We start from the raw sequence: 25,666 nt of genomic DNA, 5'->3' as shown, positions 1-25,666 counted from the left end.
CCATGTCCTATGTGTCTTCCCTCGCCCAGCTTGAGGCGCTCTATACACCGGCGCCCGCTGCGGCCTCCACCACCAAGGTGGCGCACACCATGACCCCGCATTATCGCCGTCTGATCGAAGCCAGCCCCTTTGCCGCGCTCGCCACCATCGGGCCAGAGGGCATTGACTGCTCGCCGCGCGGCGACCAGCCCGGCTTTGTGCGCGTCCACGATGACACCACGCTGATGATGCCCGACCGGCGCGGCAATAACCGCATCGATTCGCTGCGCAATATCGTGCGCGATGAGCGCTGCGCCTTTCTGTTCCTGCTGCCCGGCTCCGGCACCACCTTCCGCGCCAATGGCCGCGCCCGCATCAGCATCGATCCCGACCTGCTGGAAAGCTTTGCCGTGGAGGGCAAACCGCCGCGCTCGGTGATCGTGATGAAAATCGACGAACTCTATTTCCAGTGCGCCCGCGCCATCATCCGCGCCGAGCTGTGGAACCCGCAAAAACACCTCGACCCATCCAGCCTGCCCACCCCCGGCGAAATCCTCGCGGGCATGACCGACAGTCAGGTCGGCGGCGACGCCTACGACCAAGCCTGGCCCGAACGCGCCAGACAGACCATGTGGTGAACCACCATCGGTTCGTCAGGCACCATTTGGCTTCGAACCGGTCAAGGTGAGTCGAAAATTCTGAATGTCGAGAACCAGCGCGCAGCGTGCATTCGGCACGTGAGCACTGGAAGCGCAGAAATTTGGAATTTGCAGACCGCCTTCACCGGGATCGAAGGCAAATGGTGGGAGTAACAAGGATTGAACTTGTGACCCTTCGCGTGTGAAGCGAATGCTCTCCCGCTGAGCTATACTCCCGTCGCCATTGGCGAAGTCTGTCAGAGAGATGGTGGGCGTAACAAGGATCGAACTTGTGACCCCCTCGATGTCAACGAGGTGCTCTCCCGCTGAGCTATACGCCCATCTCTCCGGGAAGGCAGCGCCGCTAGGCCCTGCCAGTGGCGCGGATAGACCATAAAACCCGATGGGGGGTCAAGAGGGCAATCCGCACAAATCTGATAGTCTTTTATCTCAGGCCGCCAGCAGACGCTCAACCTCGTTGACGAGGTCCTTGAGATGGAACGGTTTGCTGAGCACCGAAGCGTCCTTCGGAGCCTCGCTATCGGGGTTCAGCGCAACCGCTGCAAAGCCGGTGATGAACATCACCTTGAGATCAGGATCGAGCTCGGTGGCGCGCCGCGCCAGCTCGATACCGTCCATTTCAGGCATCACGATATCGCTGAGCAGCAGCGAAAAGGGTTCCTCGCGCAGGCGCTCATAGGCGGAGAGGCCATTATCAAACGACACCACCTCATAGCCTGCATTCTTGAGGGCGCGCGTCAGGAACTGGCGCATATCGTTATCGTCTTCTGCAAGCAGAATTCGCTTCATCAAATTTCTCCGGCCGTCTGGGCTTGAGTCGCACTCTAGGCTGCGATGTTTAAGGCAAGTTTGCCGTTCTGCAAACGCAACCCGATTCTGGGTAGCAAAATTGCGAGAATGTGGACAATTCTGTCACAAACGGCGAAACTGGGGGCCAAATCAACGATTGGCCGGAAACGGCCTCAGCGCGAGGAGGCAGTGTGCGGTCCGACTATTGGGATCAGCCGGCATTTGAGACCATCCGGCCCCGCCGGTTGCTCGCGCCGCTCGTGTTCAATTCGCCCCATTCCGGTCGCGTCTATCCCGAACGCTTTCTGGCCATGACCCGGCTTGATCATCTTTCCATCCGGCAATCCGAGGATGCCTGGGTCGATGAGCTGTTCGCCCGTGCGCCCCATGTTGGCGCCCCGCTGCTGCGCGCCCATTTTCCGCGCGCCTATCTCGACGTCAATCGCGAGCCCTGGGAACTTGACCCCACCATGTTCGTCGAGCCGCTTTCGGATCGCTTCAACACCACCTCGCCACGCGTCGCCGCCGGTCTGGGCACGCTGGCCCGCGTGGTGGCCGAGAACAAACCCATCTATCGCGAGCGGCTCACCCTGGATGATGCCCGCATGCGCATTGAGGGTATTTATCACCCCTATCACGCCGCTCTACAGCGCCTGCTCAGCGAAGCCATGAATGTCTATGGGGTCGCCCTGCTGATCGATTGCCATTCCATGCCGCGCATTTCGCGCTCCAACGAAAAGGCCGCGCCCGATATCGTGCTGGGCGATCGCTATGGCACCACCTGTGCGCCCGGTCTGGTCGATCTGGTCGAAACCATCTTCACCGGCGCTGGCCTGCGTGTCGCGCGCAACCGCCCCTATGCCGGCGGCTTCGCCACCCGCACCTATGGTCGCCCCCAGCATGGCGTGCACGCCCTGCAGATCGAAATCAGCCGCCACCTCTATATGAACGAGGTGACCCTGACCAAAAATGACGGCTTTGATGCCATTCGCGGCGTCATGGAGCGGCTGATCTTTGCCCTGATCGGGCTCGACCTGGTCTCGCTGGTCGGCAATCAGGCCCTTCCCGAAAAGGCCGCTGCCGAGTAAGCAGGGCCTATCCTTCCTGCCTCATTGCCAGCACGGACCACTCATGACCATCGATCTCGCCAAAGTCGAAGCCACCCTGCTGGCCGCCGCCGACGCCGCCGCGGGCAAAACCCTGCCGCTGTTCCGCACCAATCTGGGTGTCGACAACAAGCTAGCCGCCGGCTTTGATCCGGTCACCGAGGCCGATCGCAGCGCCGAGACCGCCATTCGCGCCGTCATTGGCGAAAATTTCCCCGATCACGCCATTATCGGCGAGGAATGGGGCAATTCGGGCGACAGCGAATACACCTGGATCATCGATCCCGTCGACGGCACCCGCGCCTTCATCACCGGCGTGCCGGTCTGGGGCACGCTGATCGGCTTTGCCCATAATGGCGTTGCCATTGCCGGCGTCATGGCCCAGCCCTTTATTGGCGAAACCTTCCTGGCCAGCCCCGGCAGCGCCACCTATCACCGCAACAGCCTGACCCGGCCGCTGCGTACCAGCGGCCAGACCGAACTGGCGCCTTCGAGCGTCTTCACCACCACCCCCTCGCTGTTCAGCTCGCCCGAGCTGATGGCCAAGTGGAAGGCGCTCGAAGCCGCCACCCAGCTGCAGCGCTTTGGTCTGGATTGCTATGGCTATGCCCTGCTGGCGGCCGGCCACGCCGACATTGTCATCGAGCCATTCCTGAACACCTATGACATTGCCGCCTTGGTGCCCATCATCCGTCAGGCTGGCGGCGCCATAGCCTGCTGGGACGGCAGTGAACCCACTGGTGGCGGCAATGTGGTGGCGGCAGCCACCCCGGCCCTGCTCGAAAAGGCGCTGGCCGTGGTCAACGCCGCCTAGTTCTTGAACACGATAGAGCCGACAAAGCGCGGCCGCTGCACGGCCCGATAGTGAAACGTGATCTGGTCCAGCCCGAACCCGCTGACCAGCGCGCTATAGGGCACGAAGGTTTCGGTCACCAGCACCGAGTCGCCATTGGCGATGTCGGGCACCACGCTGAGCGGCAACGCCGTATTGCCCACCGCAGCGGTCTTGCCCACCGTCTTGGTCCAGTCCACCACCAGCCCGCTGCCGACCCGCGAAATGCTGGTTACCCGCAAGGCCCCGTCGCGCACAATGGCCACCGAATGGGTGGTCAGGCTGAGCATGTTGGTCATCACATCATTGCTCACCACCGTCTGGCGCGACAGGATATCACCCACCGTATAGGTGGCCTTTTCCAGGTTTTGCGCCGTGCGGAACATGTGAAAAATGGTCACCGATCCCAGCAGCAGCATCAGCAGCACCGGGGCGAACAAGGCGAACTCCACCGCCGACGCCCCGCGCTGATCGCGTATCCATGCCGATAGCCCGCGCCGCTGTGTGTTCATGATGGCTCGTTCACAAAGGCCGATTTGGCGATGATCCGATAGGCCCCGGTATTGTCCTTGGGCAGGGCCAGCCCCACCCCCAGACCCGGCGTCAGCGGTGAAACCACAAAGCAGGCGCGCACAAACACCGTCTGCGAGCGCGACCCCGCATCAAACCGCAACACCGGCGCCACCTTGCTGCCCCGGTTGATGCAGCGCGAGGAATCGGTGGGATAATCGGCTTCCTTGGTGATCGGGATCAGCTCGATGGTCAGCGTGTTGACGCAGTCATTGAGCACCATGGCCTGCTTGCACACCGCCTGACGGATCAGCGTCTGGGTCGGGTTGGCCAGGCTGCCAATGCGCAGCGAACGCACCGTCAGATCCAGCCCCCGCTCCAGCATGATGGTCTGCACCATCGTCCAGCCGACCTCGATGGTCGAAAAGATCAGCGCGAACAGCATCGGCACGATGAGCGCGAACTCCACCGCAGCCGCGCCCGCCTGATGCCGTACAAACCCCCGGCGGATCCGCGTGATCATTGGGTCAACCGGATCTTCTGGATCGCCGAGGCGATCGAGCTGAACGCCTTGGCGATATCAAGCCCGGTCACCGAATAGAAATGGCTCGGGCTCGAGGCGCAATTGGCCATTTCCGTGGCGGCGGTGGAATCCACTTCAAACCCGATAGTAAACACCACCACCCCATTGGCCTTGGCCCGGTTGCACACCTTGTACATCAGATCGCGTGCCTGGGTGCGCGACTGGGTCAGCTTGTTGTCGGGCGCCAGGGTAACTGATCGATTGGCGTCCTTGGGGCGGTACTGGTCGCTGATCGCGCCATCCGTCATCAACACGATAAACTTGAGCGTTTCGCCGTCATTGAACGCCGAGGGCCGCCCCGCAAAGGCTGTCGGCACGATCCCGGCCGTGGACGCCCACTGCACGAAATCGCGCGATGTCGGGTCCAGCAGCATCAGCCCCCAGTTCATCGCCACCGCCGTGCCGGTGCCGTCATGCATTTTGTAATCGGTGATGCGCTGCTTGAGCGCGGTGGCATTGTTGGACAGATAGCTGATCGAGGTGTCCTCGGTGGGACACCACCACCAGTTCATGTCCTTCACGTTCTGGTTGAAATTCCAGTGCGTGAAATGGGGCACCTGCGCCCGGCCGGCAAAGGTGCGCATGCCCGCCGCGTAATCGGCATCGGCAAATTCAAAGCACGACGAATTCTTGTGCAGCCGCGTCCCGCCCAGCCCGGCGAATACCGCGGACCCCACATTGACCTGGCCCGCATAGGGCACGATCGACACCGATGTATAATCGGCCGTCTTGGCGTTCAGGATCGCATCGATAAAATCGCGCGCCGCCGGCTTGAGCAGATCAATGCGGCGCGGATTGCCATTGCGCATCGAACCCGACACGTCCAGCATCAGCGAGATTTCGACATTCTTGCGCCGCTCGATGGCGGTGGCCGAGGCGCTCACCATGATGGTGTTGACCCCGATCAGCGGCAGGAAGCCCGTCGACATGGCATACTGCGCCTGCACCGTGACTTCGCGATAGTTCAGCCCGGTCTTGGGCGTGAAGCTCACCTTGACGTCTTTGATGAACGGCACCGACTTCATGTAGTCGGTTACGGTCGCCTCGATGGTGCGGGTTTGCGTCAATGACGCGGCGGCCAGCACAGCGCGATCAACGCCATCCTGCAACTGCACCCGATAGGCTTCGTGGCGGGCGATATCGGTTGCCCCACCAGCCACGACCAACATTGGAATAAAGGCGAATGCACAGATAATCGCAACGTTACCCGAGCGGTCGGATAAGAAGCGCGTCAACAAGCTGCGTATGGGCAACTACTGGTCCTCAAATGCCATGCTGGCACCGACCCAATTCCTATCGCAACATCGTTGAAAATTGGTGAGTTTCAACGCCCACCGTGGCGCCCCACCACGCGATCGTGATGCGACCTCCACAGCACCAAACCCTTCGGGTTTCGACCCCATTTGAGACGGAAAACATTGACTGCGCAGGGCCTACAAGCAGAAGTTGTAATCGACGTTTGTTTCTGCGGAGCCGGACCGTGCAGTCAGATGAAAACCCTGCTTGATGTCGCTGATCGCGCGCGGGTTGCACTTGCTGACCTAATTGATCTGCAAATAGCGCCTCTGGGGTTGGCCGCCATGAATGTTCTGGGAGTATTGGAAGGAAAAACGGTTCTCGACGTCGGCTGTGGTACTGGGCAATCGACGTTTCAACTTGCGGAGCGAACCGGGACGTTCGGACGAGTGATCGGGGTCGATATCGCACCGAATTCCTTGAAAATCGCACGTTCGAGAACGATCCATTTGCCGCAGGTTTTGCTGGAACAAGCGGATGCGGCGCATCTCGGTCTGCCCGATCACAGCGTCGATGTAGTTTACTCGCGATTTGGCGCCATGTTCTTCTCAGACCCCGTCCAGGCATTCGGCAATCTACGCCGGATGCTTCGTCCTAACGGTCTAGTCGGGTTTGTATGCTGGCGGTCAATCAGGGAAAACGAGCTGGACTATCTGCCATTAGAAGCCAGCGGGTTGACGTTGAGTGAAGCACCACATGTTAGTTTCGAGCAGCCATCTCGCATCAGGAATATCCTGCATGCGGCTGGCTTCGCAGAAGTAGCAGTTGATCCGTTTGACGCCGAGGTTTCTTGCGGTGATATCGACCAAACGATGAACGTGGTGACGCAAGTTGGTGCGCTTGGCAAAGCTTTGCGAAATAGTCCAGAGATGCGCTCGGCTGTTGAACCACGAGTACGCGCAGCAATTACTGAGCGAGTGAGGGGTGGACAGGTGGGCCTAATCGCCGCGACGTGGGTCGTCACTGCTCACAACACTGACATTTGAACGTCAGCTGGCTATAGATATCACCCCAGAAGCAGACGGTCCGAAGACACCCCCACGTCGAGCCTTCCGCGTACGAGGAGAACTATAATCGACAGATTTAGAGATATGTCGCCAGCGGAGAAATCAATTCATCTCATAGGGCTTGAAATCATCGTCGGATTGCAGCCCGTGTTCGGAATTCGTGGCTTTCCAATGGGCCTGGCATTTTTCCCGATTAACCTGATCATTTTTTTGTACGGTTTTAGGACTGGTCGCCACCGCAGCTTCTGGGTCACATGGGCAATGTTTTCCGTAGCGGGCCTAGTTGCCTTTGGTATGACCAGCCCGTTAGATGTCCTACGAATTCTTTGGCGATAGTGCCACGCATTCCACGGCTATTCTGGCCGTGAAATCCCAAATGGTGAACGTCGGCTTTGGCGATCTGGTGCCCAGTACCAGACCGTCCCCTTCCCACCCCGGACCGGCCCCCACTCACCCGCTCTGTTCGGTGATGAACGCATCAAACGCGGCAAACACCTGGCCGCGGATCGCGTCGCTTTCCATGAACAGTTCATGCCGCGCGCCGGGGATCACCATGTGGCGCCCGGTCCGCATCCGCAGGCCCAATTGCTCAATGGCATTGGTCGACACCACCGCATCGCGCGCCGCGCCCAGCATCAATAGCGGAATGCGCACACTGGCGGGAAAGCTGTCCCCACCAGCCACTGTCATCGCCCCAAAGGCCGACGCCGCCCAGCGCACCGTCGGCGCACCGATTTCCAGCATCGGGCGGGCATTGAGCACATCGACCATGCGCAGATAGCGCAGCATGTCCCCGGTCAGCGGATTATTGGGAAATGTCGCCTCTGACGCAGGCTTGTCGGCCTTGCGGCTCACCGGCATCCGGCCCAGCCCGACAAAGCTGAGCACCTCGGCCACGCGCGCCATCCCCGCCATGCTCAATGGCAGGCCGTCCAGCGCCAGCATCGGGGCCGACAGAAAGATCCTGTCAAACATCAGCCGGTCCCGGGCGCCGGCCATCAGCGAGGCCAGCCCGCCCATTGAATGGCCCACTAGATAATAGGGCGGCGGGCATTCGGGCAGCAGGATATGGCCGTGAAAGCTCTTGAGGTCCGTCCAGTAATCCTCAAACCGGTCGACATAGCCCAGCGCTGGATTGTCGATCAGCCGGTCCGAGCCGCCCTGCCCGCGCCAGTCAAACGTGGCCACCGAAAACCCCCGCTTGCGGAAATCGGCAATGGTCTCGAAATACTTCTCGATGAATTCGGCACGCCCCTGCACCAGACAGATCGTGCCGCGATGCTTGCCTTCCGACTTCGGCCAGAACGCATAGCGCAGCTGCACATTGTCGGGCGTCTTGAAATAACCCACCCGCGCGCCCTCGGGCATGGGGTTGGATGCAATATTGACCAGGCTGGGTCCATTGGGATCGACGACGTTCATGAGAGACCTGTTCTGGAAGGCACAATTTGCTGTAGCGGGATTCGCGGGCTGCCGAGTGGAAATGGGGGATGATGAGAACCGGCGCGCAGCGTACTTGAGTACGGGAGCACCACAAGCGCAAGAGCCTGCCCTTTGCAGACCGGCAGATTGCCAGAACCGCTGCAGCAAAAAGAAAACCAGCATCCCGGGGGATACTGGTTTCCTTCATGACGGCCCGTGCGGGGGGCGGAAGACGGGCCGCTGTTTTACCGTGCCGGGATTGCTCTCGGCACACCCGCACTTTTAGCGCCCCCTGCCTGAACGCGATTGGACCACATCATTCATTTTCGGTTCATACCCGGTGCAATCCTGCACCCCTTGAACCCGTCATTCGGCCCCCCATATTTCACTTGTTCGCCGGCACTCGCCGGGGACCCCGGCCTCGAATTTCACGGCTTGCCTAATGTTGGGAGCCAGCACGAGACCACCGGGAAACCACGTTGCTTTACGGAGAATGTGACTATGCAGACCATTGATTTTTCCCCCTTCTACCGCTCGACCGTCGGCTTTGACCGGGTCTTCAATCGCCTCGACAATCTGGTCGGGCAGGAAGCCAAGACCTACCCTCCCTACAATATCGAGCGCACCGGTGATGACACCTACCGCATCTCGATTGCCGTAGCCGGTTTTGGCAATGGCGACATCGCCATTGAGACCAAGGAAAACAACCTTGTGGTCAAGGGCGCCAAATCCGCCGAGACCGCCGACAAGGCCCGCGAATTCCTCCATCGCGGCATTGCTGAACGCGCCTTTGAACTGCGCTTCCAGCTTGCCGACTATGTCGAGGTTCATGGCGCCACCCTCGAGAACGGCTTGCTCCATCTCGAACTCAAGCGCGAATTGCCCGAAAGCAAGAAGCCGCGCTCGATCGAGATCAAGTCTGGCGAGCAGCCAACCATTGAGGACAAGTCGGTCAACTAGACGCCGGCGCTTGCGCAAAATCGCTCCACTGGAGCGGTTGTGGGCGGCTGGGCCATCAGAGCTGAGCTCGTATGACCCCGTTGTCCAGCCTGCATGATCGGAGGCGCAGTCAGGCTCTGACTGCGCCTTTTTTGCGCCCCGATAACGGAACCTCAGCCCACCCCATTGGTTGATGACTCACATCATCAAGCGTCAACAGCGTCAAAGGAACTCATTATGAAGACCCCCTCGATTGCTCTGAAGGCCAACGCCAAGTCGACCGTTATCGACATTCTCAATGCCCGTCTGCTCGACGCCATTGATCTGGCCCTGATCGTCAAGCAGGCCCATTGGAACCTCAAGGGTCCCAATTTCATCGCCGTGCACGAAATGCTCGATCCCATGCGCACCGCCATTGATGGCCATGTCGATGTGATCGCCGAGCGCGTGGCTCAGCTTGATGGCACGCCCGTTGGCACCAGCCAGGCCGTGGCCAAGTCGAGCACGCTCGACGCCTACCCCACCGATATCAAGAAGGTCCCCGACCATCTTCAGGCGCTTGCCGATCGCTTTGCCAGCATCGCCAATCAGGTGCGCGAAGATATCGACGCCACCGACGAAGCCGGTGATGCTGATGCCGCCGACATCCTGACCGCCTTTTCGCGCGAGCTCGACAAGGACCTGTGGTTCATCAAGTCCCATCTCGAATAGGCAATTGCCACATCAATTGTGATCAAGGGGCGCTTCCCGACCGGAAGCGCCCCTTTTTGCGGCGTCAAACCGCCAAAATGCCTATTATTTCCTACAACTCAGTTGGTGATTTCCTATTTTCTGCCCCCTCAGCGCGGCAAAGGCGCTTGCTCCCAGTTTGGAATTATGCAAATGTGCGGTCGATAGGGCAGCACAACTGTCCTATATGACGCGTCGCCCCGCTCTCCGCGGCCAGCACGCACGCTGGTCCGGCTGGACCGCTAGACGATAGCGGAAACGGGCAGGCGGGGCTAAACTAGCCCGAATTCGAGTGGCCATTTGGATGCAGTGCCACTCCCCACGCATGGACGTATTTGCTCATTCGAGCCGTACTGTGTACGACCCGCGTGAGCAACGCGCCCACTAGAGGATCGAGACCGCATCCAAACCGTCGGGCAACTGACACCACCAGGATGCACACCATATAGTGACATCGCCCGGCGACGGGCGCGACCAACCAACGAGGAACACGCCATGGCACACACGCGGAACGGATCCATTTCTCCCGTCACCACGAAACCTGCCACGGCCAAAACCCTGATTTTGGATGGCAAGCGCGTATCGCACGGCCGCCCCGAGGCGCAGGGTCTGTATGATCCCGCCAACGAGCATGATGCCTGCGGCATCGGCATGATTGCCAACATCAAGAACAAGGCCAGCCACGAAGTGGTGCAGAAGGGTCTCGAAATTCTCGAGAACCTTGAGCATCGCGGTGCCGTGGGCGCGGATCCCCTCATGGGCGATGGCGCCGGCATTCTGGTGCAGACCCCTCATGACTTCTTCAAGAAGGTCATGCCATTCGATCTGCCCGAAAAGCACCACTACGCCGTGGCCATGCTGTTCTATCCCAACACCGATGGCCTGCGCGATCGCGTCGCCAGGCGCGTCCATGCCTGCCTTGAGCGCGAGGGCCTGAGTGTCCTGGGCGAGCGCGTCGTGCCCACCGACAACTCGGCCCTGTCCGCCGGCGTGATCGCCACCCAGCCCATCATCGAGCAGCTGGTGATCGCCCGCCCCGATGGCCTGAGCCTTGATGAGTTCGAGCGCAAACTGCTCATCGTGCGCAAGGTCATCTCCAACACCGTCTATGCCGACATTCCCGAATCCGCTGGCGATAACGGCTTTTATGTCGTGTCCATGTCGGCCCGCACCATTGTCTACAAGGGCATGTTCCTGGCCTTCCAGCTGGGCGCCTTCTATCTCGACCTGCATGACGAGACGTTCCAGAGCGCCATCGCTCTGGTGCATCAGCGCTTTTCGACCAACACCTTCCCCTCCTGGAAGCTGGCCCACCCCTATCGCATGACCACCCACAATGGTGAGATCAACACCATTCGCGGCAACGTCAACTGGATGGCGGCGCGCCAGGCCTCGGTCTCCTCGCCCAAGTTCGGCGATGACATCACCAAGATCTGGCCGATTTCCTACGAAGGTCAGTCCGATACGGCCTGCTTCGACAACGCGCTCGAATTCCTCGTGCGTGGCGGCTATTCGCTGCCCCATGCTGCCATGATGCTGATCCCCGAAGCCTGGGCCGGCAATCCGCTGATGGATGAGACGCGTCGCGCCTTTTACGAATATCACGCTGCCCTGATGGAGCCATGGGACGGTCCGGCTGCCATGAGCCTGAGCGATGGCCGCTACGTCGTGGCAACGCTGGACCGCAACGGCCTGCGCCCTGCCCGCTATCTGGTGACCAAGGAAGGCCATGTGGTCCTGGCCTCGGAATCCGGCGTGCTGACCATTCCCGACGAGGACATCGTCGAGCGCTGGCGCCTGCAGCCCGGCCGCATGCTGCTGATCGACCTTGAAGAAGGCCGCATCATCTCCGACGAAGAGATCAAGCAGACCCTGGCTACCAAGAACCCCTATGCCGAATGGCTCGCCCGCAGCCAGATCGTGCTTGAGGATCTGCCCAAGACCGAGCTTGAGACGCCCAAGACCACCGAGTCCCTGCTCGATCGCATGCAGGCCTTTGGTTACACCCAGGAAGACATCAAGATCCTGATGACGCCCATGGCCACCACCGGCCAGGAAGCTGTCGGATCCATGGGTACCGACACGCCCATTTCCGCGCTGAGCCAGAAGTCCAAGCTGCTCTACACCTATTTCAAGCAGAACTTCGCGCAGGTGACCAACCCGCCCATCGATCCGATCCGCGAGGAATCGGTGATGAGCCTGGTCAGCTTCATTGGCCCGCGCCCCAACATTTTCGATCTCGAAGGCGTCTCCAAGGAGAAGCGCCTTGAGGTGCGTCAGCCCGTTCTGACCAATGAGGATCTCGAAAAGATCCGGGCCATTGGCGATATGGCCGACAACCAGTTCCGCACCGAAACCATCGACATCACCTACTCTGCCGACAAGGGCGCAGTGGGCATGGAAGCGGCCATCAATGCCATTTGCGAGCGCGCTGAAGCCGCCGTGCGCGGCGAGTTCAACATCATCATCCTGTCCGACCGCCTGGTCGCGGCTGACCGCATCGCCATTCCGGCGCTGCTGGCCACCGCTGCCGTGCATCACCACCTGATCCGCAAGGGTCTGCGTACCTCCTCGGGTCTGGTGATCGAGACCGGCGAAGCCCGCGAAATGCACCAGTTCGCCATGCTGGCCGGTTATGGCGCCGAAGCCATCAACCCCTATCTGGCGTTCGAAACCCTGGCCGCCATGCACGCCGAAGGCGAGTTCCCGGCCGAAGTCGACGCCCAGGAAGTGGTCAACCGCTACATCAAGTCGGTCGGCAAGGGCCTGCTCAAGGTCATGTCCAAGATGGGCATCTCGACCTACCAGTCCTATTGCGGCGCCCAGATCTTCGACGCCGTCGGTCTGAGCACCGAATTCGTCAAGCGTTTCTTCTTTGGCACCGCCACCACCATTGAGGGTGTCGGCCTGGCCGAGGTCGCCGAGGAAACCGTGCGCCGGCATACCGACGCCTTCGGCGCCAAGGCCGTGCTGCGCAAGGCCCTCGATGTGGGCGGGGAATACATGTACCGCATCCGCGGCGAAAAGCATGCCTGGAGCCCCGACGTCGTCGCCGATCTCCAGCACGCCGTCCGCACCAAGGATGAGGCGCCCGAAACCGCGCAGGAACGCTACAACAGCTTTGCCGAGCGCGTGAACTCCGGCGAAAACGGCTACCTGGCCATTCGCAACCTGTTCGACATCAAGCCCATTGGCGCCGCCGTGCCGCTGGACGAGGTTGAACCCGCTGCCGATATCGTCAAGCGTTTCGTCACCGGCGCGATGAGCTTTGGCTCGATTTCGCGCGAGGCCCACACCACGCTGGCCAAGGCCATGAACACCATTGGCGGCAAGTCCAACACCGGTGAAGGCGGCGAAGAGCCCGATCGCTACAAGCCCCTGCCCGATGGCTCGCGCAACCCCATGCGCTCGGCCATCAAGCAGATCGCCTCGGGCCGCTTTGGCGTCACCACCGAATATCTGGTCAATGCCGATCAGCTGCAGATCAAGGTCGCCCAGGGTGCCAAGCCCGGCGAAGGTGGTCAGCTGCCCGGCCACAAGGTCGACTGGATCGTTGCCAAGACCCGTCACTCAACGCCCGGCGTGGGCCTTATCAGCCCGCCGCCGCACCATGACATCTATTCCATCGAAGACCTTGCCCAGCTCATCTACGACCTCAAGAACGTCAATGAGCAGGCCGATATTTCAGTCAAGCTGGTCTCCGAAGTCGGTGTCGGCACGGTTGCCGCTGGCGTTGCCAAGGCGCGCGCTGATCACATCACCGTTTCGGGCTATGATGGCGGCACCGGCGCTTCGCCGCTGACCTCGCTCAAGCATGCGGGCGGTCCATGGGAAATCGGTCTGGCCGAAACCCACCAGACCCTGGTGCTCAACCGCCTGCGCAGCCGCGTCCGGCTGCAGGTCGATGGCGGTCTCAAGACCGGTCGCGACGTGCTCATTGGCGCCCTGCTGGGTGCCGACGAGTTCGGCTTCTCGACCGCGCCGCTGATCGCGGCAGGCTGCATCATGATGCGCAAGTGCCATCTCAACACCTGCCCGGTTGGCGTTGCCACCCAGGATCCGGTGCTGCGCAAGCGCTTCAAGGGCACGCCCGAACACGTCATCAACTACTTCTTCTTCATCGCCGAAGAGCTGCGGGGCCTGCTGGCCGAGCTGGGTGCGCGCACCCTCAACGAGCTCATCGGCCGTTCGGACCTGCTCGATCAGCGCAAGCTGGCCGATCACTGGAAGAGCGAAGGCGTTGATTTCACCAAGCTGTTCTTCAAGCCGGAACTGCAGGGCGAGGACACGCTCTATCACTCCGAGACCCAGAACCATCATCTGGAATCGGTGCTCGATCGCAAGCTCATCGAACTGGCCCAGCCCGCGCTTGAAAACGGCACGGCGGTCCATATCGATCTGCCCATCCGCAGCCGCGACCGCTCTGCGGGCGCCATGCTCTCCGGTGCAGTGGCCAAGAAGTATGGCCATGAGGGTCTGCTCGATGACACCATTTCGATCAAGCTGAGCGGCACCGCCGGTCAGGCCTTCGGTGCGTTCCTCGCCCGCGGCATTTCCATCGATATGGTCGGCGATGCCAATGACTATGTCGGCAAGGGCCTGTCGGGTGGCCGCATCGTGGTGCGTCCGTCCGAAAAGGCCGCCTTTGATCCCAACAAGTCCATCATCGTGGGCAATACCGTACTCTACGGCGCCATTGCCGGTGAGTGCTATTTCCGCGGCGTGGCTGGCGAACGCTTTGCCGTCCGCAACTCGGGTGCCATCGCCGTTGTCGAAGGCACCGGTGATCACGGCTGCGAATACATGACCGGCGGCGTTGTCGTGGTCATGGGTCAGACCGGCCGCAACTTCGCAGCCGGCATGTCTGGCGGCGTCGCCTATGTGCTCGATGAAGACGAAACCTTCCGCGAGCGCTGCAACCTGGCCATGGTCGATCTCGAGCCCGTGCCCGAGGAAGAAAACCTCATGCGCCGGCTGCACCATCACGGTGGTGATCTGGAATGGCACGGTCGTGTCGACATCTCTGGCGACATGACGCGCCATGATGACGAGCGCCTGCACCAGCTCATTTCCAACCATCTGCACTATACCGGCTCCACCCGAGCCAAGCAGATCCTCGATAACTGGGTTGAAATGCGACCCAAGTTCGTCAAGGTCATGCCCGTCGAATATCGCCGCGCCATCCGCGAGATGGAACAAAAGCGCGCGTCCGGCGGTCTTGGCGCACCGGCAGAATAAGGAGAGAGCACATGGGTAAGGTAACAGGCTTTCTCGAGATCGAGCGCGAAGAGCCCCGCTACGAGCCAGCGTCCGATCGCATTCGCCACTTTGGTGAATTCACCATTCCGCTCTCGGAAGGGCGTGTTGTCGATCAGGCTGCCCGTTGCATGGATTGCGGTATTCCGTTCTGCCATGGCGATACCGGCTGCCCGGTCAACAACCAGATCCCGGACTGGAATGACCTTGTCTATCACGGCAATTGGGAAGACGCGGCGCGCAACCTGCACTCGACCAACAACTTCCCCGAATTCACCGGCCGCATCTGCCCCGCCCCCTGCGAGGAAGCCTGCACGCTGAACCTGGAAGACGTGCCGGTCGCCATCAAGACCGTCGAACAGGCCATTGCCGACCGCGCCATCCGCGCGGGCTGGATCAAGCCGCAGATCAACCCCGACAAGACCGGCAAGTCGGTGGGCATTATCGGTTCGGGTCCCGCAGGCATGGCCGCGGCCCAGCAGCTGGCCCGCGCGGGGCACGATGTGCACCTTTATGAACGCGAGCCCAAGGCCGGCGGCCTGATGCGCTATGGCATTCCCGACTTCAAGATGGAGAAGGAACACATCGACTTCCGCGTCACTCAGATGGAAGCCGAAGGCGTCACCTTCCACTATGGCGTCAATGTCGGCGTCACCACGCCACTGGCCGAGCTGCAGGCAAAGCACGACGCCGTGCTGATGTGCGGCGGCTCCGAAAAGCCGCGTGATGTCGATGCCGAAGGCACCGATCTGGCGGGCGTGCACTTTGCCATGCCGTTCCTGGTGCAGCAGAACCGTCGCCTCGGCGGCGAGGATGTGTCGGGTCAGGCCCAGCTAACAGCCGCGGGCAAGCATGTCGTGGTCGTCGGTGGTGGTGATACCGCCAGTGACTGCGTGGGCACCTCGTTCCGTCAGGGCGCCATTGCGGTGACCCAGCTGGACGTGCGTCCCATGCCACCAGAGCTTGAGAACAAGCTGACCAACTGGCCCAACTGGGCGGTCAAGATGCGCACTTCCTCCAGCCAGGCTGAAGGCGCCATCCGCGAGTTTGCGGCAGGCACCATGAAGATCATCGGCAATGCCAAGGGTCAGGTCACCGGCGTCGAATGCGCCCGCGTTGATCGCAAGCGTCAGCCCATTCCCGGCAGCGAGTTCATCATCAAGGCCGATCTGGTCCTGCTCGCCATCGGCTTCGCCTCCCCGGTCAAGGAAGGCATGCTGACCGAACTGGGCGCTGATCTGGACAAGCGCGGCAATCTGTTTGCTGACACCATCAGCTACAAGACCACCGTGCCCAAGGTCTACGCGGCCGGCGATATGCGCCGTGGGCAGTCGCTCGTCGTCTGGGCCATCCGCGAAGGCCGTCAGGCCGCCCGCTCCATCGATTTCGATCTGATGGGCAAGACCAACCTGCCGCGCTAGCAGCATCGGACGTGGGCCCCGGCCCCACCACCCACCGCGCGCATTCCTCCCCCTGCCCAAGGGGGAGGCCGCAAGGGGTACGCTTCCAATCGCCCATCAGGGCTGGAGAGCCCGTGTCCGGAGATCAAACACCATCTCACGCCACACGCCAAACTGGTGCCTTCCCCTGTTCAGGGGGAGGTTAGGAGGGGGAACTCTTCCAGACACCACGCCAAATCCCCCTCAGCAAACCCAAAAAAGCCACCACCACCAGCGCTACCGTGCCGACACACATTCTGCTATCAGCTTGGCCGATCTGCGCTGTCGCATCGCATGCCAAGTTAGAGAACTGCCATGACCCAGAAGCCCTATGTCGTCGATGAACTGATCTCGGCCAAGTCCATCGCCGCCCGCGTCGAAGCCCTGGCAAAAGAGATCTCCACCCATTACGCCGATACCGACAAGCTCGTCGTCGTCGGCCTGCTGCGCGGCTCATTCATCTTCATCGCCGATCTGGTGCGCGAACTCGACCTGCCGGTTGAAGTCGACTTCATGGAAGCCTCTTCCTATGGCAATGCCATGGAATCGAGCCGTGAAGTCCGCATCCTCAAGGATCTGCGCGGCGAGATCGCCGGCCGCGACGTGCTGGTGGTCGAGGACATTGTCGACACCGGCTATACGCTCAAGCATGTGCTCGAAATCCTCGGCACCCGCCATCCCCGCCGCATGGAAGTGTGCGCCCTGCTCAACAAGCCCAGCCGCCGCGAAACCGACGTGCAGGCGCGCTGGATCGGCTTTGATATTCCAGACAAATTTGTGGTTGGCTATGGCATCGATTACGGCCAGCGCAATCGCAACCTGCCCCATATCGGCGCGGTCCGCTTTACCGACTAGCGGCCGCTGCCGTTTTCGACCACGGCTGCAGGGTCGAGCCCCACGCCAAACGCATCCACCCGACCGATCGGGGCGCTCATCAGCGCTTCCAGCGTAAAGGGTGCAGGCGCTGCAGGCGCGCCCGACGATATCAGCAGGTCATCGGAGCGCGCCGGCACCCGGCTGATCGGGATCACTGCCCCGGCGATTTCAAGCAGACGCGTCTGCCCCAGCCCCTGATAGGGCGGGCGTACCATGGCCGCTGCATCGGTGCCCAGCAGCGGATCGGCCACCGCACTGACCACACCGCCACCGCGATAGAAAGTGCGGATCGACTGGCTGAGATAGAACGCCAGCTTGTCCGATCCCGCCGTTGCGAAATGGATGCCGTCATCCTTGCGCATGCGCGCATTCTGTCCGTTTACATCGGGCCCGTACGAGCTGTACTTGCCGTCTTCGCCCAGGAACCGCTCATAGATGTCGACATATTCCGCGCCGCCCGAAAACGTCGCCAGCCGCTGCACATTGGCAATCTGGCTGATCGCTGCGGAATAGGACGCCTTGCTCATGGGCGGCAGCCCGACCCAGATCACCGGCTTGCGTGCCGCCCGCAACTGCCCCAGGAACCGGGTCAGTCGCGCCTGATATTCCGCCGTCCAACCTTCGGTCAGCGATGAATAGGTCTCCCCTTCCGCGCGGATATCCTGACGGTCATTAATGCCGATGATCACCACGGCCATGTCAAAGCTGTCCGCCGCGATCTGCTCGGCTAGCGCCTTGTTCCAGTCAAAGAAGTCATCGCGCACAAAGCCGGACGAGCTGACCCCCTGATTGATCACCACCAGATTGGCGTCCTCGGCATAGTGCCGCTCAAGCGCCTTGCTCAGATCAATCGCCAGGGAGTCGCCGAACACCGCCAGTCGCGTCGCGTCGGCAGATTTTTCCACCTGCGGCTTGGGCGGCGGCAGGCTGGCCGCGGGTGCCTGCTGGCGCGTGGTGCGCTGTGGCTGCTGCACCGGAGCAGGCTTGGTTTCTTCCTCACCGAACAACAGGTCAAACAGCGTCCGGCGCTTCTGCGCCTGTGCCATCAGCATGGTGTCGGGGCTTTGGGCGAGCGCGGGCGCCACGTCCACAAGGACGAACATCCCGATCAGCAATGCCATAAACAGACGGGTCATGCTCAACTCACGCGCCAAACCTGTCCCCTCCTAGCAAAAGCCAGACCGCAGCGCCATCACACGCACCGGGAAGTTATCAGCGCACAGCCGCCAGCGCATTATAGGCCGCCTTGGTGATGAAGCCGTCTGCAACAGCGCCCTGGCTGGCCTGGAAGCGCGCATAGGCTTCTTGGGTAATCGGCCCCAGCCGACCATCCACACTGCCGTTATAGAGCCCCAGCGCCCCCAGCGCGCGCTGGATTGCCTCGCGCTCGGCCAGATTGGGAAACACCGTGCCGCGCGGCCAGTCATCGACAAACGGCCCACCGCCCTTGAGCCGGTCGGTCATATGCGCCACGCTCATCGCGTAGCTGTCCGAGAAATTGTAGCCCTTGAGCACCAGATAGTTCTGGGTCATCAGAAACTTCGGCCCATCCTTGCCCGCTGGCACATAGAGAAACACCGGCAGGTTCGGATCGCTGAACTGACGCCCTGCCACCCGCGCTATGCCCCTCTCGGCAAAAAACGACACCGGACGCAATTGCGTGCGGCTGGCCAGCAGATAGTCGAACCCGCTCGGCACAACCACCTCCATGCCCCAATCAACGCCGGGCTGGTAGCCCAGCCCCCGGATGAACCGCGCACTGGTGGCCAGCGCATCGGCCAGCGAATTGTGCAGGTCCACCCGACCATCGCCATCGCCATCCGTGCCATGCGCCACCACATTGGAGGGGTTCACCTGCAAATGCCCGATAGCACCGGCCCAGGATCCCACCAGGGCATCCGCACTGGTCTGCCCCCGCTGCAGCAGCACCAGCGCTGCAATCAGATCAGCCTCATCCTCGACCAGCCGGCTGCGGCGCTGATGCACCAATGTCGCCAGCGAACGCACGATCGGGCGGATCAGGCCAGCATTGCCCAATACCGCGCCATAATCGGTCTCCATGCCCCAGATCGCGCCCAGCAGATAGGGATCGACGCCAGAGGCTTCACCCACCGCCGCAAACAGCGCCTGATTGCGCGCAATCGCTGCCTTGCCCCGTTCGATCCGTCCGGCGGTCACCCGCCCGTCGATATAGTCCCAGATCGGCGTGGTGAATTCGGGCTGTGCTGTCACCAGTTTTGGCACGCGCGGGTCCGGCGTCAGTCCACCCATCACTGCGTCATACACCTGCCGGTCGACGCCCCCCGCCACCGCCTTGCTGCGGAAATTGGCAACAAAGCTGTCAAAGCTCTCGACCGGCTGCCCAAATGTGGCAGTGGTCAGGCTCAGTGCTAACAATGCGCTAGCCAATAGGAGCTTGAGGGTGTCCATCGGCTAGCGGTTTCGCACCATCAAATGCTTCTCCCAGGCAAAGGCCGATTGCACGATTTCGGTCAGGTCAGCATGCTGTGGTACCCAGCCCAGCGTCGCCCGGACCTTCTCGCCTGTGGCGGTAATCGAGGCCGGATCCCCGGCCCGCCGCGGCCCCTCTTCGGCCCGCAGATCAACGCCGGAAACCTTGCGAACCGTGTCCACCACCTCGCGCACCGAATAGCCCTGACCATAGGCGCAATTGAGCGTTGTGCTGTCGCCACCACCGCGCAAATGCTTGAGCAACAGGGCATGGGCGGCAATCAGATCGCTGACATGGATATAGTCGCGAACGCCCGTGCCATCAGGGGTTTCGAAATCCGTGCCGAAGATATCCATCTTCTCGCGCTGCCCCAGCGCCGTCTGGCAGGCCACCTTGATCAGGTGGGTCGCCTCGGGAGAGGACTGCCCGCTACGACCCTGCGGATCGGCGCCGGCCACATTGAAATAGCGCAGCACGCCAAAGGTCATCGGATGCGCCGCGGCCACATCGGCCAGCATCATCTCGGTCATCAGCTTGGAGCGGCCATAAGGCGACATCGGATTGAGTGGAGTGGTTTCCACAACCGGCGCCAGCCCTGTCATGCCATACACCGCAGCCGTGGACGAGAAGATGAAATGCTTTACCCCACCCTTGACGGCCGCCTCGATCAGATTGCGCGAGGTCGCGGTGTTATTGCCGTAATATTTCAATGGGTTAGTCACAGATTCCGGCACCACGATGGAGCCAGCAAAATGCACAATCTCGGTGATGCCGTGCTTTTTGATCAGCCCGACCACGAAATCGATATCGCCAGCATCGCCCTGTTCGAACAGCGCCCGCCCATCAATGGCCCAGTCAAAACCAGTGACCAGATTGTCCAGCACCACGACGTTTTCGCCCGCATCACTCAGGCTGAGAACCATATGGCTGCCGATATATCCAGCGCCACCCGTTACCAATACCGCCATTGCCTAGCCCTCTGCATTTGCAACCAAATTTTCTGTCGTGATATTATACAAGCATTGCGATAGCTTTACTTTCGTCAACAGCACGGAGAGATACCTTTGTCCAAACGCGTCAGAACGGCCGTATTTCCGGTAGCCGGTCTCGGAACCCGATTCCTGCCCGCCACCAAGGCAATGCCCAAGGAGATGCTGACCGTTGTGGACCGGCCGCTCATTCAATACGCGGTCGATGAAGCGCGCGAAGCGGGCATTGAGCATTTTGTCTTTGTCACCGGCCGCAACAAGGGCGTGATCGAAGACCATTTCGACCGCCAGTTCGAGCTCGAAACCACGTTGGAAGCGCGTGGCAAGACCGAGGCTCTAGACGAGCTCCGCAAGGATTTGCCTTCGGCCGGCCACAGCAGCTTCACCCGCCAGCAGGAACCGCTGGGTCTGGGACACGCTGTCTGGTGCGCCCGCGAGATCGTCGGCAATAACCCCTTTGCCCTTCTGCTGCCCGACATGATCTTCCGCGCGCAGCCCGGTGTCCTGCGCCAGATGATCGACGCCTATGAGGACGAACAGAACGGCGGCAATGTTATTGGCGTGGAGGAGTGCGCGTGGGAAGACGTATCCTCCTACGGCGTAGTCGTGCGCGGGGAGGGCCCCGATACCGGCTTCACCATCAATGGCATGGTCGAAAAGCCCAAGCGTGAAGAGGCGCCATCGAACCTGTTTATTTCGGGTCGCTATATTCTGCAGCCGGAAATCTTTAACCTGCTGGCCGACCAGGCCAAGGGCGCTGGCGGAGAAATCCAGCTGACCGACGCCATGCAGGTGCTGATGCAGGAGCAGCGTTTCACCGGGGTAAAATACGAAGGCAAGGTCTTCGACTGCGGTTCAAAGCTGGGTTTTTTGACGGCCAATGTGCTGTTCGCCCTGGACCGGGACGATATCCGCGACGGCTTCATCAAGGAACTGCGCAATCTCGATTTTGGCGACCAGCTCTAGGTCTGTATCAGCGCGATACCGTAATCCCGACGCTGACCTGGTGTGCCTCCTGCGGGCCGTTGGTCGAGCTGTCTGACTTGTCGAAATTGTAGTCGGCAGTCAGCGCGGTATGGGCATTGACCTTATAGTCACCACCGGCGCCGAAACCATAACCGGTTTCGGTGTCAGTGCTGCCGATATAGCTCGCACTGCTCCAATTGGCGAGCGCGCGCAGGGCGACCCAGCTATTGACCGTATAGGCGACTTCACCATCAGCTGCGTAGCCAATGCGCGTTGATCCTGACCCGCTTGGGCCCGGAGGCGCTACAGTAGTCGACAGACCTGCGGTCATCTGGATGGTCGGATCGGGCCGGAATGTCAGCGAGGCGTCGTAGGTCTGAGCGGTCACTTCACCTAGGCTACTCGCATCAAACCGTCGCAGCGTCACTCCCGTCGATGCACTTGCCTCGAGCACCTCGTTCCACTTGCCCGTCACACCAGCCTCAAGCAAGCTGGTGGTTGCGTCGGGCTTGAGACCCAGCGATGCCGACTGCACGTCAAATACATCGCGGCCAACGCTGGCTCTGCCGAACACTTCAAAGATCGGCGTGATCTGAAAGCCCACCCGCAATCCTGTGTTGAGCGCCCAGGCGTCCTGATCGGCATTGTTGACGCGTGTGCCATCGCTCAGGGTCGTCTCCTGATAAACCGTGCGATCAGCCGAGCCGGTCAATCCGACATTGAACTTGCCGAATTGCCGCGTCACACCCAGATCGCCGCCACCGCTGATCGTCAGGGGGGCAACCTCGATATTGCTGGCGACGCCCGGCGTCCCTGCTTGTGAACGTGTCACCGACAAGCGGCCCGCTGCATCCAGTGTCGTGTCACTATCCAGCGCATAGCCAAGCGAACCCGACAGGCGCAGGGCGCTGACATCAATCTGACCATTGATCGGCTGCACGATTTCGGCACTGCCGGTAGCGCTCACATTGGAGCGCGAGCCGGTATGGCTTAGCGTCACCGAAGGAATTGTGCGGACATCAAAGCGTTCGCCGCTGGTGGATTTTGTATAGCTGCCGCGCAGCGCCACCGACCAGTCGACATCGAAGAACGGATCGTGGGGTTCGCGCAGCCAATTGCCATTGGCCAGCACCGGGTCAGTGGGGTAGATGCCCGGCGTCAGCCGGTCATTATCGCTACGCGACCCGTCGCCGGTAAACACATCCGATTGCGCGATAGCGGGCGCTGCCAGGCACAATGTGCACAAGGCGCCAGCCCGCCAGATCGTGTGCCGTAACCGCAAGGACAAGTTCCGCTCCGCCAGCCAGTGAACAGGCAATCGGCGTACCGATCGACACCTGCGGACGCAATTGTCCGAGGCGTGGCGATCTTTCCATCTTATGGTTAACGAAGACTTGCCCGACGCTAAGAGATCGCCTCGACCTTGAGCACCGCCCCATCGCTCCCCACGATCCGCACGCGCTGCCCGACAGGCAGTTCGGGCCCCGATACCCGCCAGACCGTATCCCCCAGCACCACCCGGCCATAGCCCTGGGCAATAGCCTGCTCCAGCACTGTCTCGTGCCCGATAAAATGGTCAGCGCGCCTATTTAGAAAGGGACGATCGGTCGGTGTGGGCCGATTGCGGCTCCAGCGCACCCAAGCAAAGGTTGTCAGCAGGCTCAGACCGCCAAAGATCAGCCACTGCAGCGGCCACGGCATGGGCTGCACCATGGTGAGCAACCCGGTAATGATCCCCGAAATGCCCATCCACAGCAAAAACCCGCCCGGCAGAACGAGTTCGAGGCCCAGCAAGACCAATCCGCCAACAATCCAGGACCAGTGTCCATTGGCAACAATCAGATCAACGATCTGCATCACCGCCTCCTATTGCGCCGACCCTGCCGAGGGTGGACGACCCGGACGTGCCGCGGCTTGTCCCTTGTCACCGAAGGTTTCCTTGGCGATTTCAGCGATGCCGCCAATAGCCCCGATGACGCTGGCCGCTTCCATCGGCATCATCAGCAGCTTCTGGTTCGGCGATTTGGCGATGGATTCCAGTGCTTTGATATAGTTATTGGCGACGAAATAGTTGATCGCCTGCACACTGCCCGAGGCGATGGCCTCGCTCACCACCTGGGTCGCCTTGGCTTCGGCTTCAGCCGAACGCTCGCGCGCTTCAGCATCGCGGAAGGCGGCTTCCTTGCGGCCCTCGGCTTCAAGAACCTGGGCCTGCTTGGCGCCTTCCGCCTGCAGGATCGCACTCTGACGACGGCCCTCAGCTTCCAGAATAGCCGCACGCTTTTCACGCTCAGCCTTCATCTGACGCCCCATGGAATCCACCAGATCCTTGGGCGGGTCGATATCCTTGATCTCGATGCGGGTGATCTTGACACCCCAGGGCGATACGGCCGCATCAACCACCCCAAGCAGGCGCTGATTGATCTCGTCGCGATTGGACAGCAACTGATCCAGATCCATCGAGCCCATCACCGTGCGGATGTTGGTCATGGTCAGGTTGAGAATGGCGTTTTCAAGGTTGGAGACCTCATAGGCCGCCGCTGCCGCATCCAGTATCTGGTAAAAGGTCACGCCATTGGCCGTGATCGAGGCATTGTCGCGGGTGATCACTTCCTGATGGGGCACATCGAGCACCTGCTCCATCACATTGATGCGCTTGCCGATGGCATCGATGAACGGCACGATCAGGTTCAGGCCGGGCCTGAGAGTACGGGTATATTTGCCGAACCGCTCAATGGTGAAGTTGTAGCCCTGCGGTACGATCTTGGCACCGGCAAACAGTACCAGCAATGCCAGAATACCCAGACCAATCAGCGTGATGCTGAGGCCGTCCAACCCGAAACTGTCCATTCTCGATTCTCCCATGCCGCATTTTGCCGAGACCTTATGGGCGTCTTGAGGCACGCGCAACGCCGACCGCGGCGGAACAAAGGCCCAATCGGACTCGTTATTGGCAAAAGTCGTCAGACCAGCGAGCCCGCCATGCCAGCGTCACGTCCCATCTGGAAAGGCCAGTTGCGCCTCTCCCTAGTCTCCATTGCCGTGGAGCTTTACACAGCGACAAAGTCGAGCGCCAAGCCCAGCTTCCGCCAGATCCATGAGCCGACGGGCAAGCCAATCCACTACGAAAAAGTAGTGGCGGGCGTCGGTCCCGTCGACAAGGACGAGATCATGAAGGGCTTTGAGTACGAGAAGGGCGACTATGTCCTGCTCAGCAATGAGGAAATTGACGCGGTCAAACTCGACACGCGCAAGACCCTGGAACTGACGCAGTTTGTCGGCGCATGCGAAATCGATCCGATCTATTTTGATAAACCCTATTTCATCGTTCCCGCTGACGATCTGGCCGAAGATGCCTTCCGCGTCATCCGCGATGCCTTGCGGGCCAGCGAAAAGGTCGGGCTCGGTCAGCTGGCCCTGCGCGGCAAGGAATATCTGGTTGCCATCAAGCCAACCGGCACGGGCCTGCTGCTTGAAACCCTCCACTACGAGGAGGAATTGCGCAAAGCTGATCCGTATTTTGCCGAAATCTCGGCAAAGAAGGCCGACGCCGAACTGCTCGAAGTTGCAACCGCCCTGATCGAGAAAAAGACAGCGCCCTTCGACGCGGGCGTGTTCAAGGACCACTATCAGGCCGCCCTGCGCGAGCTGATCGCCACCAAGCTGAAATCCAAGAGCAAAAAGGTGTCCACCAAGGATGAGCCCGACGAGGCTGCACCCAGCGGCTCCAATGTCGTGGATTTGATGGCAGCGCTCAAATCGAGCCTTGAAGGCAGCTCCGGCGGCAAGAAAAAAACACCGGCCAAGAGCGCGCCGCGCAAGAAAGCCAGTTGATCC

General features: G+C 60.9%; 22 protein-coding genes and 2 tRNA genes. 11 read left to right on the top strand and 13 right to left on the bottom strand.

Annotation, left to right across the window (positions count from 1 at the left end; genetic code table 11):
- Positions 1-2: 2 nt before the first annotated feature.
- Positions 3-617: a pyridoxamine 5'-phosphate oxidase family protein gene (locus KD146_RS00455; protein WP_212656805.1), complete on the top strand. Its 615-nt coding sequence runs from the start codon at positions 3-5 to the stop codon at positions 615-617.
- Between the two features lie 162 nt (positions 618-779).
- Here KD146_RS00455 and KD146_RS00450 read toward each other — a convergent pair.
- The 3 genes from KD146_RS00450 to cpdR form a co-directional block, all read right to left on the bottom strand.
- Positions 780-854: transfer RNA gene (locus tag KD146_RS00450), tRNA-Val, on the bottom strand.
- 29 nt (positions 855-883) lie between these two features.
- Positions 884-958: transfer RNA gene (locus KD146_RS00445), tRNA-Val, on the bottom strand.
- Between the two features lie 109 nt (positions 959-1,067).
- Complete coding sequence (gene cpdR / locus KD146_RS00440; RefSeq protein WP_269370139.1) at positions 1,068-1,427, bottom strand: cell cycle two-component system response regulator CpdR; 360 nt, start codon at positions 1,425-1,427, stop codon at positions 1,068-1,070.
- A gap of 191 nt (positions 1,428-1,618) precedes the next feature.
- Between cpdR and KD146_RS00435 the strand changes: the two genes are divergently transcribed.
- Both KD146_RS00435 and hisN read left to right on the top strand, forming a co-directional pair.
- Positions 1,619-2,515 (top strand): N-formylglutamate amidohydrolase, encoded by an 897-nt coding sequence (locus tag KD146_RS00435; protein ID WP_345790715.1) that lies wholly within the window; start codon positions 1,619-1,621, stop codon positions 2,513-2,515.
- 43 nt (positions 2,516-2,558) lie between these two features.
- Positions 2,559-3,347 carry a histidinol-phosphatase gene (gene hisN / locus KD146_RS00430; RefSeq protein ID WP_212656803.1) on the top strand — a complete coding sequence of 263 codons (789 nt, stop codon included), beginning with the start codon at positions 2,559-2,561 and terminating at the stop codon, positions 3,345-3,347.
- Here hisN and KD146_RS00425 read toward each other — a convergent pair.
- Genes KD146_RS00425 through KD146_RS00415 form a run of 3 tightly spaced genes read right to left on the bottom strand, consistent with a single transcriptional unit; the run spans position 3,344 to position 5,711 of the window.
- On the bottom strand, positions 3,344-3,877 hold the full coding sequence (locus KD146_RS00425) for a TadE/TadG family type IV pilus assembly protein (protein ID WP_212656802.1): 534 nt from the start codon (positions 3,875-3,877) through the stop codon (positions 3,344-3,346). The genes hisN and KD146_RS00425 overlap by 4 nt on opposite strands.
- A complete protein-coding gene (locus KD146_RS00420) occupies positions 3,874-4,398 on the bottom strand; it encodes a TadE/TadG family type IV pilus assembly protein (protein WP_212656801.1) in 525 nt (174 codons plus the stop codon). The genes KD146_RS00425 and KD146_RS00420 overlap by 4 nt, the downstream gene beginning before the upstream one ends.
- Entirely contained in the window at positions 4,395-5,711 is a 1,317-nt protein-coding gene (locus KD146_RS00415; RefSeq protein ID WP_212656800.1) for a pilus assembly protein, read from the bottom strand. Before KD146_RS00415 ends, KD146_RS00420 begins: the two co-directional genes overlap by 4 nt.
- A gap of 237 nt (positions 5,712-5,948) precedes the next feature.
- On the opposite strand from KD146_RS00415, the gene KD146_RS00410 reads away from it, so the two are divergent.
- Positions 5,949-6,740, top strand: coding sequence for a class I SAM-dependent methyltransferase (locus tag KD146_RS00410; protein WP_249327541.1), 792 nt, complete (start codon positions 5,949-5,951; stop codon positions 6,738-6,740).
- Between the two features lie 471 nt (positions 6,741-7,211).
- Here the strand turns inward: KD146_RS00410 and KD146_RS00405 are convergent, their stop codons facing one another.
- Positions 7,212-8,183 (bottom strand): alpha/beta fold hydrolase, encoded by a 972-nt coding sequence (locus KD146_RS00405; protein WP_212656799.1) that lies wholly within the window; start codon positions 8,181-8,183, stop codon positions 7,212-7,214.
- 501 nt (positions 8,184-8,684) lie between these two features.
- Here KD146_RS00405 and KD146_RS00400 point away from each other — a divergent pair.
- The 5 genes from KD146_RS00400 to hpt all read left to right on the top strand — a co-directional run bounded on the left by KD146_RS00400 (position 8,685) and on the right by hpt (position 17,401).
- Positions 8,685-9,143, top strand: coding sequence for an Hsp20 family protein (locus tag KD146_RS00400; RefSeq protein ID WP_212656798.1), 459 nt, complete (start codon positions 8,685-8,687; stop codon positions 9,141-9,143).
- A gap of 216 nt (positions 9,144-9,359) precedes the next feature.
- Positions 9,360-9,833 carry a DNA starvation/stationary phase protection protein Dps gene (gene dps / locus KD146_RS00395; RefSeq protein ID WP_212656797.1) on the top strand — a complete coding sequence of 158 codons (474 nt, stop codon included), beginning with the start codon at positions 9,360-9,362 and terminating at the stop codon, positions 9,831-9,833.
- 513 nt (positions 9,834-10,346) lie between these two features.
- Positions 10,347-15,089, top strand: coding sequence for a glutamate synthase large subunit (gltB, locus tag KD146_RS00390; RefSeq protein WP_212656796.1), 4,743 nt, complete (start codon positions 10,347-10,349; stop codon positions 15,087-15,089).
- A gap of 11 nt (positions 15,090-15,100) precedes the next feature.
- A complete protein-coding gene (locus KD146_RS00385) occupies positions 15,101-16,528 on the top strand; it encodes a glutamate synthase subunit beta (protein WP_212656795.1) in 1,428 nt (475 codons plus the stop codon).
- 333 nt (positions 16,529-16,861) lie between these two features.
- Positions 16,862-17,401 (top strand): hypoxanthine phosphoribosyltransferase, encoded by a 540-nt coding sequence (hpt, locus tag KD146_RS00380; protein ID WP_212656794.1) that lies wholly within the window; start codon positions 16,862-16,864, stop codon positions 17,399-17,401.
- Here the strand turns inward: hpt and KD146_RS00375 are convergent.
- From KD146_RS00375 to galE, 3 genes are all read right to left on the bottom strand, one after another.
- Positions 17,398-18,558: an SGNH/GDSL hydrolase family protein gene (locus KD146_RS00375; RefSeq protein WP_212656793.1), complete on the bottom strand. Its 1,161-nt coding sequence runs from the start codon at positions 18,556-18,558 to the stop codon at positions 17,398-17,400. The two genes, hpt and KD146_RS00375, sit on opposite strands and share 4 nt — an antisense overlap.
- A gap of 76 nt (positions 18,559-18,634) precedes the next feature.
- Complete coding sequence (locus KD146_RS00370; RefSeq protein WP_212656792.1) at positions 18,635-19,819, bottom strand: lytic murein transglycosylase; 1,185 nt, start codon at positions 19,817-19,819, stop codon at positions 18,635-18,637.
- 36 nt (positions 19,820-19,855) lie between these two features.
- On the bottom strand, positions 19,856-20,842 hold the full coding sequence (galE, locus tag KD146_RS00365; RefSeq protein ID WP_212656791.1) for a UDP-glucose 4-epimerase GalE: 987 nt from the start codon (positions 20,840-20,842) through the stop codon (positions 19,856-19,858).
- Positions 20,843-20,938: 96 nt separating this feature from the next.
- Between galE and galU the strand changes: the two genes are divergently transcribed.
- On the top strand, positions 20,939-21,829 hold the full coding sequence (gene galU, locus KD146_RS00360) for a UTP--glucose-1-phosphate uridylyltransferase GalU (protein WP_212656790.1): 891 nt from the start codon (positions 20,939-20,941) through the stop codon (positions 21,827-21,829).
- A gap of 7 nt (positions 21,830-21,836) precedes the next feature.
- On the opposite strand, the gene KD146_RS00355 is transcribed toward galU, so the two are convergent.
- The 3 genes from KD146_RS00355 to KD146_RS00345 form a co-directional block, all read right to left on the bottom strand.
- The gene (locus KD146_RS00355) at positions 21,837-23,117 is read right to left on the bottom strand and encodes an outer membrane beta-barrel protein (RefSeq protein WP_212656789.1); all 1,281 of its coding nucleotides are present in this window, start codon (positions 23,115-23,117) and stop codon (positions 21,837-21,839) included.
- A 116-nt stretch (positions 23,118-23,233) separates the two neighbouring features.
- On the bottom strand, positions 23,234-23,686 hold the full coding sequence (locus KD146_RS00350; protein WP_212656788.1) for an NfeD family protein: 453 nt from the start codon (positions 23,684-23,686) through the stop codon (positions 23,234-23,236).
- A 9-nt stretch (positions 23,687-23,695) separates the two neighbouring features.
- Positions 23,696-24,679: an SPFH domain-containing protein gene (locus KD146_RS00345; protein WP_212656787.1), complete on the bottom strand. Its 984-nt coding sequence runs from the start codon at positions 24,677-24,679 to the stop codon at positions 23,696-23,698.
- Between the two features lie 132 nt (positions 24,680-24,811).
- On the opposite strand from KD146_RS00345, the gene ku reads away from it, so the two are divergent.
- On the top strand, positions 24,812-25,663 hold the full coding sequence (gene ku, locus KD146_RS00340; RefSeq protein ID WP_212656786.1) for a non-homologous end joining protein Ku: 852 nt from the start codon (positions 24,812-24,814) through the stop codon (positions 25,661-25,663).
- Positions 25,664-25,666: the final 3 nt, after the last annotated feature.

It is taken from the genome of Devosia litorisediminis (assembly GCF_018334155.1).
Taxonomy (GTDB): Bacteria; Pseudomonadota; Alphaproteobacteria; order Rhizobiales; family Devosiaceae; genus Devosia; species Devosia litorisediminis.
This window is presented reverse-complemented; position numbering and strand designations above follow the sequence as displayed.